General features: G+C 71.0%; 16 protein-coding genes. 11 read left to right on the top strand and 5 right to left on the bottom strand.

Translation table 11 applies throughout. The features are described 5' to 3' along the window. Positions 1–14 precede the first annotated feature (14 nt). A complete protein-coding gene (locus AOP78_RS03205; protein WP_062201478.1) occupies positions 15–1,100 on the top strand; it encodes an SDR family NAD(P)-dependent oxidoreductase in 1,086 nt (361 codons plus the stop codon). A 120-nt stretch (positions 1,101–1,220) separates the two neighbouring features. Continuing rightward, positions 1,221–1,799 (top strand): gamma carbonic anhydrase family protein, encoded by a 579-nt coding sequence (locus AOP78_RS03210; protein ID WP_062201480.1) that lies wholly within the window; start codon positions 1,221–1,223, stop codon positions 1,797–1,799. A 220-nt stretch (positions 1,800–2,019) separates the two neighbouring features. Here the strand turns inward: AOP78_RS03210 and AOP78_RS03215 are convergent, their stop codons facing one another. Then, positions 2,020–2,469 (bottom strand): Hsp20/alpha crystallin family protein, encoded by a 450-nt coding sequence (locus AOP78_RS03215; protein WP_083979741.1) that lies wholly within the window; start codon positions 2,467–2,469, stop codon positions 2,020–2,022. 375 nt (positions 2,470–2,844) lie between these two features. Further along, a complete protein-coding gene (locus tag AOP78_RS03220; RefSeq protein WP_236685273.1) occupies positions 2,845–3,558 on the bottom strand; it encodes a YoaK family protein in 714 nt (237 codons plus the stop codon). A gap of 97 nt (positions 3,559–3,655) precedes the next feature. On the opposite strand from AOP78_RS03220, the gene AOP78_RS03225 reads away from it, so the two are divergent. The 5 genes from AOP78_RS03225 to AOP78_RS03245 all read left to right on the top strand — a co-directional run bounded on the left by AOP78_RS03225 (position 3,656) and on the right by AOP78_RS03245 (position 10,008). Then, on the top strand, positions 3,656–4,831 hold the full coding sequence (locus AOP78_RS03225) for an acetamidase/formamidase family protein (RefSeq protein WP_236685274.1): 1,176 nt from the start codon (positions 3,656–3,658) through the stop codon (positions 4,829–4,831). Then, a complete protein-coding gene (locus AOP78_RS03230; RefSeq protein ID WP_062201487.1) occupies positions 4,828–6,405 on the top strand; it encodes an AtzH-like domain-containing protein in 1,578 nt (525 codons plus the stop codon). The genes AOP78_RS03225 and AOP78_RS03230 overlap by 4 nt, the downstream gene beginning before the upstream one ends. Before the next feature lie 78 nt (positions 6,406–6,483). Further along, the gene (locus AOP78_RS03235) at positions 6,484–7,710 is read left to right on the top strand and encodes a pyridoxal-phosphate-dependent aminotransferase family protein (RefSeq protein WP_062201489.1); all 1,227 of its coding nucleotides are present in this window, start codon (positions 6,484–6,486) and stop codon (positions 7,708–7,710) included. Beyond that, positions 7,707–8,999: an allantoate amidohydrolase gene (locus tag AOP78_RS03240; RefSeq protein ID WP_236685275.1), complete on the top strand. Its 1,293-nt coding sequence runs from the start codon at positions 7,707–7,709 to the stop codon at positions 8,997–8,999. The genes AOP78_RS03235 and AOP78_RS03240 overlap by 4 nt, the downstream gene beginning before the upstream one ends. A gap of 142 nt (positions 9,000–9,141) precedes the next feature. After that, entirely contained in the window at positions 9,142–10,008 is an 867-nt protein-coding gene (locus tag AOP78_RS03245) for a PhzF family phenazine biosynthesis protein (protein WP_062201491.1), read from the top strand. A gap of 3 nt (positions 10,009–10,011) precedes the next feature. Here the strand turns inward: AOP78_RS03245 and AOP78_RS03250 are convergent, their stop codons facing one another. Further along, complete coding sequence (locus tag AOP78_RS03250) at positions 10,012–10,569, bottom strand: nucleotidyltransferase family protein (RefSeq protein WP_236685276.1); 558 nt, start codon at positions 10,567–10,569, stop codon at positions 10,012–10,014. Between the two features lie 63 nt (positions 10,570–10,632). On the opposite strand from AOP78_RS03250, the gene AOP78_RS03255 reads away from it, so the two are divergent. The 4 genes from AOP78_RS03255 (at position 10,633) to deoD (ending at position 13,011) form a co-directional block, all read left to right on the top strand. Next, on the top strand, positions 10,633–11,106 hold the full coding sequence (locus AOP78_RS03255) for a 2-oxo-4-hydroxy-4-carboxy-5-ureidoimidazoline decarboxylase (protein ID WP_236685277.1): 474 nt from the start codon (positions 10,633–10,635) through the stop codon (positions 11,104–11,106). Beyond that, on the top strand, positions 11,103–11,435 hold the full coding sequence (gene uraH / locus AOP78_RS03260; RefSeq protein ID WP_062201497.1) for a hydroxyisourate hydrolase: 333 nt from the start codon (positions 11,103–11,105) through the stop codon (positions 11,433–11,435). The genes AOP78_RS03255 and uraH overlap by 4 nt, the downstream gene beginning before the upstream one ends. 176 nt (positions 11,436–11,611) lie before the next feature. Further along, complete coding sequence (locus AOP78_RS03265; RefSeq protein ID WP_062201500.1) at positions 11,612–12,256, top strand: DsbA family oxidoreductase; 645 nt, start codon at positions 11,612–11,614, stop codon at positions 12,254–12,256. A gap of 44 nt (positions 12,257–12,300) precedes the next feature. Continuing rightward, entirely contained in the window at positions 12,301–13,011 is a 711-nt protein-coding gene (gene deoD / locus AOP78_RS03270; protein ID WP_062201501.1) for a purine-nucleoside phosphorylase, read from the top strand. On the opposite strand, the gene AOP78_RS03275 is transcribed toward deoD, so the two are convergent. Both AOP78_RS03275 and AOP78_RS03280 read right to left on the bottom strand, forming a co-directional pair. Further along, positions 13,008–13,643: a TetR/AcrR family transcriptional regulator gene (locus tag AOP78_RS03275; protein WP_062201503.1), complete on the bottom strand. Its 636-nt coding sequence runs from the start codon at positions 13,641–13,643 to the stop codon at positions 13,008–13,010. The genes deoD and AOP78_RS03275 overlap by 4 nt on opposite strands. Before the next feature lie 96 nt (positions 13,644–13,739). After that, positions 13,740–15,032, bottom strand: coding sequence for an MFS transporter (locus tag AOP78_RS03280; RefSeq protein WP_062201505.1), 1,293 nt, complete (start codon positions 15,030–15,032; stop codon positions 13,740–13,742). Positions 15,033–15,149: the final 117 nt, after the last annotated feature.

The raw sequence follows: 15,149 nt of genomic DNA on the forward strand, positions 1-15,149 counted from the left end.
AGGACGAGTCCCCCATGTCAACCACGCACACCCACCTCAACGGTGACACCAAGATCGCCGACTGGTTCAAGGACCCCTACGGAGGTCCCGTGATCCGGCAGATGCTCGCGGAGTCAGGTCAGAGCGAGAAGGCGATGGCTCCCGTCAAGCGCTTCTCCATGAACAAGCTCATCAAGATCAGCGGTGGGCGCTTCACTCAGGAGACGCTCGACATGCTGATCGCCAAGGCGGACGAGGCGGCCGCGGCGGGAGGTGCCCCCGCGGGGCAGGACGAGGAGCGCATCCCCGTGACCCCCGACGATGTCTCGGCACTCACGCACGCTGCCGAGGAGCAGCCGGAATGGAAGGAGCGGATCACCGAGGGTCGCTTCACCGGCCAGACGGTGATCGTCACCGGTGCAGGCTCCGGCATCGGCCGGGCCACCGCCTCCCGCGTCGCCCGCGAGGGAGGTCGGGTCATCGCGCTCGACATCTCCGCCGAGCGCCTCGAGAGCCTGTCCCAGGAGCTCGACGGGAGCGACGTCACCGTCGTCACCGCCGACGTCACCAAGGACGAGGACCTGGCGCGTGTGATCGAGGCGTCCGGAGGGAAGGTCGACGCGCTCGCGAACGTCGCGGGGATCATGGACAACATGACCCCGCTGCACGAGGTCTCGGACGAGGTCTGGGAGCGGGTCTTCGCGGTCAACGTCACGGGTCTCATGAAGCTCACCCGTGCGGTCCTGCCGATGATGCTCGCCGCGGGCAAGGGCTCGATCGTGAACGTCGCCTCGGAGGCGGGGCTGCGCGGCTCGGCCGCGGGCGTCGCGTACACGTCGTCGAAGCACGCCGTCGTGGGTATGACGAAGAGCTCGGCGTTCATGTACGGACCGAGCGGGATCCGCGTCAACGCGGTCGCTCCTGGCGGCGTGATCACGAACATCGAGGCGCGTTTCGACTCGGAGCTCGGCCAGGACAGGGTCATGGGGGCGCTGTCCGTCGCTCCGCCACCCACCACCGCCGACCAGCTCGCGGCGTCGATCACGTTCCTGCTGTCCGACGACGGCGTGAACCTCAACGGCGTCATCATGCCGTCGGACGGCGGCTGGTCCGCGGTCTGACGCTTGCCTTGCGTCGATGGCCCCAGGTCCTCTCCCTGGGGCCATCGACGTTCCCGGACGTACGCTGGGCACGACAGGCCGCGCGGCCTGGCGGCGAGTGCCCGACTGAGGAGGCGCGCGATGATCGTGGAGCACGGCGAGGTGAGCCCGCGGATCGATCCGACGGCATCGGTGGCCGCGTCGGCCGTGGTGAGCGGCGACGTCGTCCTCGGACCCGGGGCACGAGTGCTCCATGGCGCCGTGGTGAGCGGGGAGCAGGGGCCGGTCTCGATCGGTGCCGACAGCATCGTCATGGAGAACGCGGTCGTGAAGTCGCGCAGCGGGCACGCGTGCGTGATCGGCGACGCCGTGATGATCGGGCCGCATGCGCATGTGTCGGGCGCGACCGTCGGCGGCGGATCGTTCGTCGCCACGGGTGCCGCGATCTTCCCCGGTGCTCGCGTGGGCGAGGGATGTGAGATCAGGATCGGCGGCGTCGTCCAGGTGAACACCCTGCTCGAGGCCGGGACGACCGTTCCGATCCACTGGATCGCGGTCGGCCATCCCGCGCATCTGTACTCGCCCGACCATCACGAGGAGATCTGGCGGATCCAGCGCGAGCTCGACTTCCCAGGAACGGTCTACGGCGTGGAGCGTGCGACGCCGATGTGGCAGGTCATGCGCGAGCAGAGCGATCTCCATGCCTCGCCTGGCGAATGACGCGCAGCCACGCGCGAACGCATCGGGCCGATGCGCGCGAAGCGTGAAGGCCAGCGGAGGTGCCAGGGCATGCGAAGACCCCCGGGAGCCGAGGCTCCCGGGGGTCTTCTCGCCCGTCTCGACGCGCCGCCAGGGGGGTAGGCGGCGCGGATCGGGGCGAAGGCGCTCGGCGGATGCCGGGGGGGGTGGCTCCGACGGGCGCGGTGGTCGCGGTGGTCGCTTACGAGGCCTTCGCGACGGTGATCTTGCGGGGCTTCGCGTCCTCGGCCTTCGGGACGGTCACCGTGAGGATGCCGTCCGCGTAGGTGGCCTCGACCTTGTCGGGGCTGACGCGGTCGGGCAGGCGAACGGCGCGGTGGAACCGGCCGAAGCGACGCTCGATGCGCCGGTAGCCCTCGCCTTCGCTCTCGTCGTAGAAGCTGCGCTCGCCCGCGACGGTGAGCACGTTGTCCTCGAGCGAGAGCTCGACGTCCTCGGCCTTGACGCCGGGGAGTTCGATGTGGAGCGTGAACGCGTCGTCGGTCTCCTTGACGTCCAGGGCGGGGGAGAAGGCACCGGCGAGCGAGGCGTCCGCGTCACCGAAGAACTGTCGCAGCATGCGGTCCATGTCGTCCTGCCACATGGTCGTGGCGGTCGCCGGAGCCGCCTTGTGCATCACTTCTCGTGCCATGGTCCTCAACCTCCTGTGAGTGGTCCGGGTCCGCCGGGACCTTCCCGGCGGTGGCGGCGGACCCGGTCGGCCGGCCCCTGCTGGTGGCCCCCGCGGGTCCGTCGCTCACCTTCACTGTAAGACTTGAGCGCGTTTGACTCAAGTCAAAGTTGAGCGATATTCGCTCAAGGCGAGCAGGGGAGAAAAGTGCCTGGTAGATGAGGTGAGTGGAGCATCGTCCCTCTGCTTGCCGCGGTCCGCGCGGACAGTTTGAACCAATCTGGACAGCGACGCGCGAGCGTGTCGGGGCCCGTCACGGCGTGTCGCCGGGGTGTCGCCGCCGAGATTGGTTCGTACTGTCGGGCGCGCCGCGGGTGTGCGGCCCGGGCGACGGGGCTACTGGCTGATCGCGCCGTCGTACGGCATGCGGTGGCCCATCGGGCGGGTGATGTGGCCCAGCACCAGGACCACCACCGTGATGACGGCAGACAGGATGAGCCCGGCGGAGAAGTCCACCTTGAGCAGCATCGCGCCCGTCAACGCGCCCGCGCCGATGAGGACGATCGCTCCCGCCCTGCGCGCCCACGGCTGGCCGCCGCCCTTGCCGAGCACCGAGTCCGAGGCGAGGCCCGTGATCGTCGAGGTCACGACGACCGTCGTAACGTCCTTGACTGCGATGTGGCGCGCGGTCGCCGCCTGGCAGCCCATCGCGAGGCCGAGCGACGCGGTCGCCGCGTAGGCGGAGAGCGAGCCCTGCTCGATCGTCACCGTCGACGCCACGATCACGCCGGCCGTCAGCACCGCGGCGACGCCCCCGAACAGCGCCGTGTGCTTGCCGGTCCAGCCCTGGCGCGCCCCTCGCAGCACGCGGCCGCCGATCGCGGCACCCGCCATGAAGGCGGCGAGCGCGACCAGCGGGCCCTCGACCGGGAGGTCGTTGCCTCCCGCGAGACCCATGCCGAGGATGACCACGTTGCCGGTCATGTTGCCCGTGAACACGCGGTCCAGGCCGAGGTAGCCGACCGCGTCGATGATCCCCGTGGAGAACGTCAGGGCCAGCATCAGGCCGAGGTAGCTGTTGTCGGGGTTGGCGCGCATCCGGGTCAGCACGGTTCCTCCTGGTGGGGATCGGCGCGGGCCGTGTCGCCCGTCGGGGCTCGGGCCGCGCGTCGGCGGTAGTCTCAGTAGCGCCAGGGTAGGACATGACGTGCGGCCGGCGCTTTCGGCCCGCATGGACGATGCGGGACACGGCGGAGGGGGCCAGGTGGGCGAGTACGCAGGGATTCTGCGCTCGGGCGAAGGCGTGCCCGCCGGAGCTCGCTACCTGCCATCCGATCCCGAGGCCGTGCTCTGGGGCCGACTGCCGTGCCGGGACGATGCGCCGGTGCTCACGGTCGAGGCGGGGGCCGAGGTCGTCGTCGACACCCTCAGCCACGAGGGGCTGCTGCCGGATCAGGGTTCGGACGCGCTTGCGTTCTTCGCCTCTCACGGCGTGCCCGCGGACGAGGTGCTCGCCGAGGCGGCGGCGCTGTCCTCGTCGTCCCTGCGTGACGCCGCCGCGGACGGCCCGCACGTGGTGACGGGGCCCATCGCCGTCGAGGGCGCGCGTCCCGGCGATGTGCTCGGGATCACGCTGCTCGATGCGACGCCCCGCGTCCCCTACGGCGTGATCTCCAATCGCCACGGTCGTGGCGCGCTGCCAGGCGAGATGCCGGCGGGCGGGGTCGATGCGGTGTCCGTCTTCGCTCCGATCGCGCCCGATGCCTCGGGGGAGTGGAAGGGGTGGCTGCCCCGTCGCGAGGGAGGGCCGCGCGACGTGTCGTTCCCGCTCGCGCCGTTCCTCGGGATCATGGGCGTCGCGACCGACACCGCCGAGCGCGCCCACTCGGTCCCGCCAGGTGCGCATGGCGGCAACATCGACGTCAAGGAGCTCGTGGTCGGCTCGACCCTGTTCCTCCCGGTCCAGGTGCCGGGTGCGCTCGCGTACGTGGGAGATCCGCACTTCGCGCAGGGCGACGGCGAGGTCGCGCTCACGGCCCTCGAGGCGTCGCTCAGGGTGCGGATCCGGCTCGACCTGATCCCCGCGGCCGAGGCCGCGCGCGCGTTCGGCGACCTCGTCGGCCCGCTCGGCGAGACCGCGACGCACCTCATGCCGACCGGGATCGACGCCGACCTTGACGAGGCGGTCCGCAAGGCGACCCGCGCGGCCATCGCGATCCTCGCGGCCCGGTACGGCATGGAGGCGCACCTGGCCTACGCCTACCTGTCCGCCGCGACGGACCTGCGCATCTCCCAGGTGGTGGACCTCGTGTGCGGGGCGCACGCGATGATCCGGAAGTCCGACTTCGAGGCGCCCGGTGCGCCGGTGAGGAGCGAGTCATGACGCACATCCAGGTGGCCGCGGGGGCGATGGCCCCCGACGGCCTGATCGATGCGATCTTCGCCTACGAGGCGGTGCTCGCCGCCGACGACCTCGACGCGCTCGCGGCCTTCTTCGAGCCCGGAGACGAGACGCTGCGCGGCGACGCGGCGGGCCTGCTCGTGGGTCACGACGCGATCGCCTCGTTCCGCGCGAAGCGGGGAGGCGCCGGCGTGCGGCGCCTGGTCGATCTGCGGCTGACCCCGGCCGGAGACGACTGGCTCGCGGTCTCGGTGAATGCCCCGGTCTCCGGCGGCCGCGGCCTCGTGACGCAGCTGTGGCGCTTCGCGCCCGATGCCGTCGACGGTCCCGGTCGCGGGTGGCGCATCGCCGTCGCTCACGTGTCCTCGACTCCCGCGGCGATCGATACGAGGATCTGGCGCGTCGTCGGTGCTCCTCTGCTCGAAGGCCGGGCCGAGGGCCCGCTCGCGGGCCAGACGGTCGCGGTGAAGGACCTGTACTCGGTGCTCGGCCAGCGGGTGGGCGCGGGCGTGCGCGCCTACCTCGAGGAGTCCGAGCCCAAGGACGTCAACGCGCCGGCGGTGCAGGCGCTGCTCGACGCGGGCGCCGACGTGGTCGGCATCGCGCAGACCGACCAGTTCGCGTACTCGATCGCTGGTCTCAACCCCGACTACGGCACCCCGCCCAACGGGGCCGTGTCGGGCGCGGTGCCAGGTGGCTCCTCGTCGGGACCGGCCTCCGCGGTCGCCCTGGGGCAGGCGAGCATCGGCCTCGGCACCGACACGGCGGGATCGATCCGCATCCCGGCCTCGTATCAGGGGCTCTGGGGGCTCAGGACGACGCACGGTGCGATCAGCCTCGAGGAGGTCGTGCCGCTCGCGCCGCGCTACGACACCGCGGGCTGGCTCACGCGCGACGGCGAGACGATGCTCGCGGCAGCGCGTGCGTCCTTCTCGGGCGACCCTGGCGTCCAGGTGGACGACGTGGTGCTCGCCTCGCCGAGCGCGACGGTGCTGGCTCAGCCCGAGGTGCGGCAGATCTTCATCCAGCTCCTGCAGTGGCTCGAGGTGCATGTGGACCTCAAGCCCGTCGACCTGCCGGACGTGAGCCGCCTGTACGCGGCGTTCCGGGTCACGCAGTCGGCCGAGGCGTGGCGCTCGGACGGCGCGTGGGTCGAGAAGCACCCGGACGCGCTGGGCCAGGACATCTACGAGCGCTTCGAGTACGCCGCCTCGGTGGGCAAGGAGCAGGAGGCCGAGGCGCTGATCGACGTCGCCGAGATCGCCAAGGAGATCGACGAGGCGCTCGGGGACGCGATCCTGGTGCTGCCGACCTCGCCGTCCGCGGCGCCGAGCCTCGACGCCTCGATCGAGTACCTGCAGGGCGTGCGGGAGGCGACGCTGTCGATGACCGCGATCGCGGGGCTCACCGGGCGCCCGGCGCTGTCCGTGCCGTGGATGCGCACCTCGGAGGGGCCCGTGGGGCTGTGCCTCGTCGGGCCGAAGGGCTCCGACCTGTCGCTCATCGAGACGGCGCTGAAGTGGGAGCGCGAGCTGCTGAAGGACCAGCAGGGGTGAGGCTCGTGGCTTCGAAACCCCTGCGAAACGCGTGATGCGCCACACTGTGTAGGTCTCATCAACATTTCTGGAGGCGTCATGACCCTGCCGGGACCGCTCAATCCGCCGTCGCGCCTGCTCATGGGCCCGGGCCCGATCAACGCCGACCCGCGCGTGCTGCGCGCGATGTCCACGCCGCTGGTCGGCCAGTACGACCCCTTCATGACCCGGTCGATGAACGAGGTCATGGAGCTGTACCGCCGCGTGTTCGTCACCGGGAACCGGCAGACGCTGCTGATCGACTCGACCGCGCGCGGCGGCATCGAGGCCGCGCTCGTCTCCGTGCTCGAGCCTGGGGACAAGGTGCTCGTGCCCGTGATGGGGCGCTTCGGGCACCTCCTCGTCGAGATCGCGCAGCGCTGCGGCGCCGAGGTTCACACGGTCGAGGCACCGTGGGGTCAGGTCGCGCCCTATGAGCTCATCGCCGACGCGATGGCGAAGGTCCAGCCCAAGGTCCTCGCCGTCGTCCATGGCGACACCTCCACCACGGTCGTGCAGCCCTTCGACGGCCTCGGCGAGCTGTGCGACCGCTACGGGACGCTGCTGTACGCGGACGTCACCGCGTCGATCGGCGGGAACGAGTTCCTCACCGACGCGTGGGGGGTCGACATCGCGACGGGCGGCCTCCAGAAGTGCCTGGGCGGGCCGTCCGGCTCCGCGCCAGCGACCTTCTCCGCGCGCGCCGAGGGCATCATCAACGCCCGTAAGAGCATCGAGGCGGGGATCCGCGACGAGGGCGACGCCGTCGCCGCGCACCCGATCCGCTCCAACTACTTCGACATGTCGATGGTCTTCGACTACTGGTCCGAGCGCCGCCTCAACCACCACACCGAGGCCACGACGATGCTGTACGCCGCGCGCGAGTCGGCCCGCATCGTCCTGGAGGAGGGGCTGGGCGCCTTCCAGGCGAGGCATGCGCTGCACGGCCGCGCGATGATGGAGGGTGTCAGAGGGCTGGGGCTCGAGGTCTTCGGCGACGTCGAGCACAAGATGACCAACGTGGTCGGCGTCGTGATCCCCGAGGGCGTGCACGGCGAGGCCGTGCGCACACGGATGCTTGAGGACTTCGGGATCGAGATCGGCACGTCGTTCGGGCCGCTCGCGGGGAAGGTGTGGAGGATCGGCACGATGGGCTACAACGCCAGGCAGGACGCGGTGCTCACCACGCTCGCCGCGCTCGAGGCGGTGCTGCGGCGCGAGGGCTTCGGGCTCCCGGCCGGCGGCGGGGTCGACGAGGCGTATCGCGTCTACGCGGAGGCGGCGTGACCTCGCCGGCCGACATCGTCCCCGGTCCCGTGTCGCCCGAGGACGCTGACGGACCCGTCCCCTTCTCGGCGGCCGAGATCCTCGAGCGCTGCGACATCCTCGCGACTCACAGCTCGCGCATCGGCGCGATCGAGCGCTCGTACCTGACGGCCGAGCACGCCCGCACGAACTGGACGGTGGGCGAGTGGATGGCCGAGGCGGGGCTCGAGCCATGGCAGGACGCCGCGGGCAACCAGCGCGGCACGCTCGCAGGGCCCGAGGACGATGCGCCGGTCCTCATGCTCGCCTCGCACCTCGACACCGTGCCTGGCGCGGGCAGGTACGACGGCATCCTCGGCACGCTGATGGCGATCGCGGTCGTCGGTCGGCTGTCGGCGAAGGGCGTCGAGCTGCCGTTCGGCATCGAGGTGCTGGGCTTCGCGGACGAGGAGGGGACCCGCTTCGGGCGCACCCTGCTTGGCTCATGCGCCGTCGCCGGCGCGTGGCAGGACTCGTGGTGGGATCTGAAGGACGCCCAGGGCATCTCCCTGCGCACGGCCTTCGAGGCCTTCGGTCTGGACCCGTCGCGGATCGAGGAGGCGGCGCTGCCGCGCGAGCAGGTGCTCGGCTACCTCGAGGCGCACATCGAGCAGGGGCCCCTGCTCGAGGACGCGGGCCGCGCGCTCGGCGTCGTCACCGGCATCATGGGCGCTCGCCGCTTCGACCTCACGATGATCGGTGAGGCGGGACACGCGGGCGGGATGCCGTACGGCAGGCGCCGCGACGGGCTGCTCGGGGCCTCGGAGCTGGTCACGGCGATCGAGGAGCTGTCGCGCGACAACGGCGCCATCGGGACCGTCGGCCGCATGCAGGCCTTCCCTGGCGCTGCGAACGTCATCCCCGGGCGAGCGGAGTTCTCGCTCGACCTGCGCGCCGAGACCGACGCTCTCAGGGACCACGTCTGGGACCTCATCCAGGAGCGCGCCGAGAAGATCTGCGCCGCGCGGAACCTGTCCTTCGAGGCGGTCGAGAGGCATGACGCCACGGCCACCGTCGTGGGAACGCGCCTGGCCGACGCCATCCGCGCCGGGATCGCGGCGACGGGCGACGCGGAGCCGCTCGAGCTGCTGTCCAAGGCCGGCCACGACGCGATGGCCGTCGCGTCGCTCACGGACTACGCGATGCTGTTCGTGCGCTGCGGGGGCGGGATCTCGCATCACAGGGACGAGTCGGTGATCGAGGCGGACGTCGCGCTCGCGCTCGACGCGTTCGAGGCGGCCGTCCTGGACCTGGCCCGCGACTTCTGCTGACGGAGGGCATGAGAACGGCGCCTGGAGCCCCATCGCACCCGACGCCTGCGCGAAACCCTACGTGGGCGATTTGCCCCGGTCAACCGGTTCGGCGCCAATTCACCTGTCACCGGCCCTGATAGGCAGACGTACCGTAGCCGCCATGACTGAGCACCCCTTCCGCCAGGTCGATGTCTTCGGCAACGGACCCTACTCGGGCAACCCCGTCGCCGTGATCCTCGACGCCGACGACCTCACCACCGAGCAGATGGCGCGCATCGCGAACTGGACGAACCTGTCCGAGACGACCTTCGTGCTCTCGCCCACGGACCCGGCCGCCGACTATCGCGTCCGCATCTTCACCGTGGCGGAGGAGCTCCCGTTCGCGGGCCACCCGACGCTCGGCACGGCCCGCGCGTGGCTCGACGCTGGCGGCGTGCCTCAGGTTCCCGGCCGCGTCACCCAGGAGTGCGGAGTCGGCCTGGTGCCGCTCACGCACGAGGGGACGATGCTCGCCTTCGCGGCCCCGGACCGGCTCCGTTCGGGCCCGGTGGACGAGGACGATGTGGCGGTCGCGTGCGAGCGGCTGCGCCTGGACCGCGCCGACGTGGTCGCGGCCGAGTGGGTCGACAACGGGCCCGGCTGGCTCGGGCTGCTCCTCAAGGACGCGCAGAGCGTGCTCGACGTGCGACCCGACACCGCCGCGCGCGAGGACAAGGGCTTCTTCGGCATCGTCGGGCTGTACGGCGACACCGGGCAGGGTGGCGACGGGCCGGAGGGCGTCGCGGCCGAGGTCCGCGCCTTCGTCGGCGACCCCGGCGCGGGCCTGTTCGAGGACCCGGTGACGGGCAGCCTCAACGCCTCGGTGGCGCAATGGCTGACATCGGCGGGCATCCTCGCCGCGCCGTACGAGGCGCGTCAGGGCACCGTGCTCGGCCGCGACGGACGCATCACGGTGACCGCATCCGACGGCGAGCTGTGGATCGGCGGCGCGACGCAGGTGGCGGTGTCGGGGACGATCGAGGCGTAGCCCTCAGTCGTCGACGTCGGTCCCGCCGCCGAGGTCGGTGCAGTCGATCTCCTGCGCCCCGTGCGCGGCGAGATAGGGCCCCGCGCCGCGGTCGCCGTCGAGCGCCGCGAGCAGCGGTCCCCAGTGCCGCCTGCCGATGAGGACCGGATGCCCGGGCTCGCCGCCGAACGTCGCGCGCGCGAGCACCGCATCGTCCGTCGCTGCCTCCAGCACTCGGAGAGCGGCCGCGACCGTCTGCTCGGGGAGGTCGACGAGGGTCACGAGGATCGCCTCGGCCCCTCGCTCGGTCGCGTCCTCGACGACCTTGCGCAGCGACACGGACTGGCCCTCGGCCCAGTTCCACGCCACCACGGTCTCTGCCCAGTCGGGCACGAGCACCTCGGCCTCGTACGCCTGGGCGCCGACGACGACGATCACAGGGGCGCACCCGGCGTCGCGCAGGGTGCTCGCCGCGATCTCGACCCACGGCGTGCCGTCCTCAGCGCGGCGCAGCGCCTTGGGGCCGCCCGCGCGCGCACCCGCGCCCGCTGCCAGCACCGCTCCCGCGACCCGCATTGCCATACTGGTCACACTACGCGCGCGCGATTCGGAGCGCGTCGTGAGACCAGGGGAGATGCTGTGACGGTGAAGGCGACCCGCGAGGACCTTCTCGCGTGCCTGCGCGTGGAGCGCTGGGCCGACGAGATGGCCGCCCAGGAGTTCGACTCGATGCTCGAGATGGAGCGTGCGGCGGTGTCGATCGCGACGCCGCTGAGCGACGCCGAGATCGACGAGGCGCTCGCCGCGCACCCCCGCATCGGCGAGAGGAAGGCCGGGGACGATGCTGAGGCGAGGTTCTCCGCATCAGAGCAGGCCGCATCGTCCACGGACGATGCGGCGCTCGCCGCGCGCCTGACGGCGCTGAACGTCGCGTACGAGGAGGCGTTCGGGCGGGTCTTCCTCATCCGCGCCGCGGGCCGGTCGCGCGAGGAGATCGTCGCCGAGATCGAGCGAAGGATCGGCAACGACGACGCCGCGGAGCTCGCGGAGGTCGCCGACCAGCTGCGCGGCATCGCCCTCCTGAGGCTGCGCTCGACCTACGAGGAGGCACTCGCATGAGCCACGTGACGACGCATGTGCTGGACGCGGTGGCGGGAGTGCCCGCCGCCGGTATCGCGGTCACGCTCTCGCGACGGGGCGCCGAGGGGTGGGAGCCCGTCGCGCAGGGCCTCACCGATGCGGACGGACGCGTGCGCGACCTCGGGCCGGAAGCGCTCGAGCCCGGCGTGTACCAGGTGCGCTTCGAGACGGGCGTGTACTTCGCGCGACGCAACGTGGAGACCTTCTACCCGCAAGTCGAGATCGCGTTCTCGGTCGCGGGAGGCGAGCACCATCACGTGCCGCTGCTGCTCAGCCCGTTCGCGTACTCGACGTATCGGGGGAGCTGACGGGGCGAGGTTCCGTCGGCTGGTGAGCCGTGTCGGGGACGAAGGTCCCGGTCGCGGGAATGGAATCCCTCGACGAGTCGTTGTGACGCTCAGAGGGTTCGCCAGTCCCCGGGCGAACCCTCTTGCACGTCCCGGCCAGGGCATCGTCCCTGGACAGATCGCTGGAAGGAGCGCCCATGGTCAACGTCGAGGTCTGGTCCGATGTCGCGTGCCCGTGGTGCTACCTGGGCAAGCGCCGCATGGAGAAGGCGATCGAGGCCTTCGACGGCGATGTCACCGTCACCTGGAGGAGCTTCCAGCTCGATCCGACGATCCCGCACGGCGAGCACACCCCCCACGCCGAGGCGCTCTCCAAGAAGTTCAACGCGCCCGTCGAGCGGATCAAGGAGATGAACCAGCGGCTCATCGACCTGGGCGCCGACGAGGGTCTCGAGTACAACTTCGACCGCTACATCCAGGCGAACACCCGCGACGCGCACCGCGTGCTGCACATGGCGCAGGAGCGTGGGCTCGGGGGTGCGATGAAGGATCGGCTGCTCAAGGCGCAGTTCACCGACGGCGCGATCGTCGACGACCCCGACGTGCTCGCGGGGCTTTCTGAGGAGGTCGGGCTCGACGGCGCCGAGGCGCGGGCGATGCTCGCGACCGACCGGTACGACGCCGACGTGCAGGCCGACATCGACGAGGCCGCGGCGCTCGGGTCCAACGGGGTGCCGTTCTTCGTGTTCGACCGCGCGTTCGCGGTCTCGGGTGCGCAGTCCGTCGAGGTGTTCGCGACCGCGCTCGAGCGCGCTCGGGAGAAGGCCACCGCGGAGGCCTGACACGGCTCCCGCATCGTCCCTGCTCGGCGCGTAGGCTCGGCCTCATGCCTACTCCGCACATCTCCGCGCCCGACGGCGCCTTCGCCCCCGACGTCCTCCTGCCCGGCGACCCGCGCCGCGCCACGCGCATCGCCGAGACCTTCCTCGACGATGCCGAGCTGGTGACCGAGGTGCGCGGCATCCTCGGCTACACGGGCACCTACCAGGGGCGTCCCATGTCCGTGATGGCGACGGGGATGGGCATGCCGTCCGCGACGATCTACACGACCGAGCTGATCCGGAACTATGGCGTGAAGCGGCTCGTGCGCGTCGGCACGGTCGGCGGCATCCACATGGACCTGCAGCTCGGCGACGTGGTCGCGGCCTCCGCCGCCCACACCGACTCGGCCATGACGACCAAGCGGCTGCCTGGAGTCCACTACTCGCACGCGCCGTCGTTCTCGCTGCTGCGCGCGGCCGCGGACTATGCCGATGAGGCCGGGGCTCCGCTGCGCGTCGGACCCGTGCTGACCTCGGATGCGTTCTACCAGCCCGACGAGACGCTTGTCCCGCGCCTCGCGGCCTACGGCACGCTGGCTGTGGAGATGGAGGCCGCGGGGCTCTACGCCGTGGCCGCGGCCGAGGGCGTCGAGGCGCTCATGGTCGGCACCGTGTCAGATCACGTGGTCAAGGGCGAGTTCCTCGAGGCCGACGAGCGCGAGAAGACCTTCGCGGCGATGGTGTCCGTCGCGCTGGGAGCGCTGATGCGAGCCTAGAGCTCGAGGTCCGCGTAGCGGCTGAGCTGGTCGCGCACCGCGCCGACCAGGTCGACCGACTCCGGATCGAGCAGCCACTGTGGATCCAAGCCGTCGCGCATGCCCGCGATCTGGCCCGCGGCGACCGGGATGTCCGCGGCGGGCACGCGCAGCAGCCCGCGCTCCGCGAGGTCCTCGAGAGCCACCGTCGCGTGGTGGCGCACCTCGGCGTACCAGCGACGCATGTAGCCGTGGGCCGGATGCGTGGGGGAGAGCGACTCTGCTGCGATCATCCGGAACATGCGGGTCTCGGGGGCCTCGACGCTGCGCTCGACATCGCGCTCGGCCAGCGCGACAAGGCCGCGCAGGAACTGCTCGCCGTCGCCCGAGTCGAGGTCGAACTGCGCGCCCGCGCGCTGAACCGAGCGGTCGAGCACGGCCTCGAGAAGCGCGGCCTTGTCGGGGAAGTGGTGGAGGACGCCGGTGTGGGACAGTCCCGCGAGCTTCGCGACGTCGCGGATCGAGGTGCCGTTGAAGCCCCTGTCGGCGAAGGCCTGCACCGCCGCGTCGAGGATCTGGTCACGGCGCTCGGCTGACGCGACCGCCTGGCGGCTCTCGCGGCGGCGGACGTCGACGTCATCTGTCAGCGGCATGGTCTCCTCCGGTCGTGTTCACCCTAGTCCGTAGACGGCGATGCGCGGCCCTCCCGTGAGTGGAAGGGCCGCGCATCGTGTCGAGCGGATCAGGGGTCAGCGGACTCCGCGGATCGGGGCGATCAGCACCGCGCCGACCGCGCCCGCAACGGATGCCGCGAGGAAGAACACCGTGAAGTTCTGCGGGTTGTCGGCGGTCGCGCCGATGGCGAGCAGCGCCGGTGCGACGGCGGGAACCAGGATGTTCGGCAGCGAGGCCGCGAGGTTCATGATGCCGAGGTCCTTCGCGGCGTCCTCCTTCGAGGGCAGCACCTGGGTGATGAGCGCGAAGTCGACCGCGAGGTAGATGCCCTGGCCGATGCCCATCACGATCAGCGCGAGCAGGAAGTCGTTGAAGCTGGTCGCCCGGGCGATGAGCACGAGGCCCACGGTGAACAGCAGTGCGGACGCCCACACGAACGGCTTGCGACGGTTCACCTTGTCCGAGACCTTGCCGGCGATGTTGGCGAGCAGGAAGGACAGGCCGCCGGAGAGCAGGTTGGCGAGGAACACCTTGCCGCCCACCTCGAGCGGATCGATGTGCAGCCCCATGATCAGGTAGACCGCCATGTAGGCGTTGACGGCCGCGATCGCGCAGAAGACCGCGAAGCGGCTCGCGAAGGCCAGCGCGTAGTTGGTGTGCTTGACCGGGTTCACCCAGAAGGTCGAGGGCAGCGACGTGACGTCGAAGTCGGGGCGGCCCTCCTTCTTCAGGCGATCGTCCTTGAGGACGAAGGCGAACACGACCAGCGCGATGGCTCCGAGCACTGCCGGGACCATGATCATGAGCGTCGTCTGCGGCTCGAACAGCGAGGCGATCCAGAGGCCGACGACCGCGCCGGCGACGCCCGCGACGCCGAACAGCGCCGAGGCCGGGCCGCGCTTCTCGGGCGAGAACTGGTCGGGCACGCTCGAGCCGAGGGCCGTGTAGGAGGCGATCTGGCCGATCGTCATGAGGGTCCAGCCGGCACTTAGTATCGCGGTGCTGGTGGCGATCAGCACGAGCAGAGCGCCGAGGAGGAGGAAGGCAGCGCCCGCGAGGAGGTAGGGGCGGCGACGCCCGAGGGGGCCGGTGGTGCGGTCACTCAGGCGTCCCACGATCGGGAAGCAGAGGAGTGCCGCGACGCCGGCGGACATGCTTGCCACGGAGATGATCGTGGTGGAGTTGTCCGCGTCGATCGCGGTGGCTTGCAGGGGCATCGTCAGGATGCCGACCGACAGCAGCGATCCCATCAGGAGGACCGAAGCGAATCCGAGGGAGATCAGGAACCCGGTTCCGGGATTGCGGTATTCGGGCGTGGGGGGCGCCTCTTCGTTGCCAGGCGTCGTATCGACGTGCGACGTGGTCATCGTCAAGCACCTTTGCTCTTGGTGGGGTTCCTCGTCGAACCCCGGTGAGGCAGAACGTAGCAGCGCCACCGACCACTTGTAAAGTCAAGACATTCCATGTGGTAGAAATGACCTATC

The organism is Demequina salsinemoris, assembly GCF_000974805.1.
Classification (GTDB): domain Bacteria; phylum Actinomycetota; class Actinomycetes; order Actinomycetales; family Demequinaceae; genus Demequina; species Demequina salsinemoris.

Bases quoted from the DNA above. Each gene is read 5' to 3' on its own strand.
- AOP78_RS03205 (WP_062201478.1), top strand. From the start codon at position 15: ATGTCAACCACGCACACCCACCTCAACGGTGACACCAAGATCGCCGAC.
- AOP78_RS03210 (WP_062201480.1), top strand. From the start codon at position 1,221: ATGATCGTGGAGCACGGCGAGGTGAGCCCGCGGATCGATCCGACGGCA.
- AOP78_RS03215 (WP_083979741.1), bottom strand. From the start codon at position 2,469: ATGGCACGAGAAGTGATGCACAAGGCGGCTCCGGCGACCGCCACGACC.
- AOP78_RS03230 (WP_062201487.1), top strand. From the start codon at position 4,828: ATGACGCACATCCAGGTGGCCGCGGGGGCGATGGCCCCCGACGGCCTG.
- AOP78_RS03235 (WP_062201489.1), top strand. From the start codon at position 6,484: ATGACCCTGCCGGGACCGCTCAATCCGCCGTCGCGCCTGCTCATGGGC.
- AOP78_RS03245 (WP_062201491.1), top strand. From the start codon at position 9,142: ATGACTGAGCACCCCTTCCGCCAGGTCGATGTCTTCGGCAACGGACCC.
- AOP78_RS03250 (WP_236685276.1), bottom strand. From the start codon at position 10,569: ATGGCAATGCGGGTCGCGGGAGCGGTGCTGGCAGCGGGCGCGGGTGCG.
- uraH (WP_062201497.1), top strand. From the start codon at position 11,103: ATGAGCCACGTGACGACGCATGTGCTGGACGCGGTGGCGGGAGTGCCC.
- AOP78_RS03265 (WP_062201500.1), top strand. From the start codon at position 11,612: ATGGTCAACGTCGAGGTCTGGTCCGATGTCGCGTGCCCGTGGTGCTAC.
- deoD (WP_062201501.1), top strand. From the start codon at position 12,301: ATGCCTACTCCGCACATCTCCGCGCCCGACGGCGCCTTCGCCCCCGAC.
- AOP78_RS03275 (WP_062201503.1), bottom strand. From the start codon at position 13,643: ATGCCGCTGACAGATGACGTCGACGTCCGCCGCCGCGAGAGCCGCCAG.
- AOP78_RS03280 (WP_062201505.1), bottom strand. From the start codon at position 15,032: ATGACCACGTCGCACGTCGATACGACGCCTGGCAACGAAGAGGCGCCC.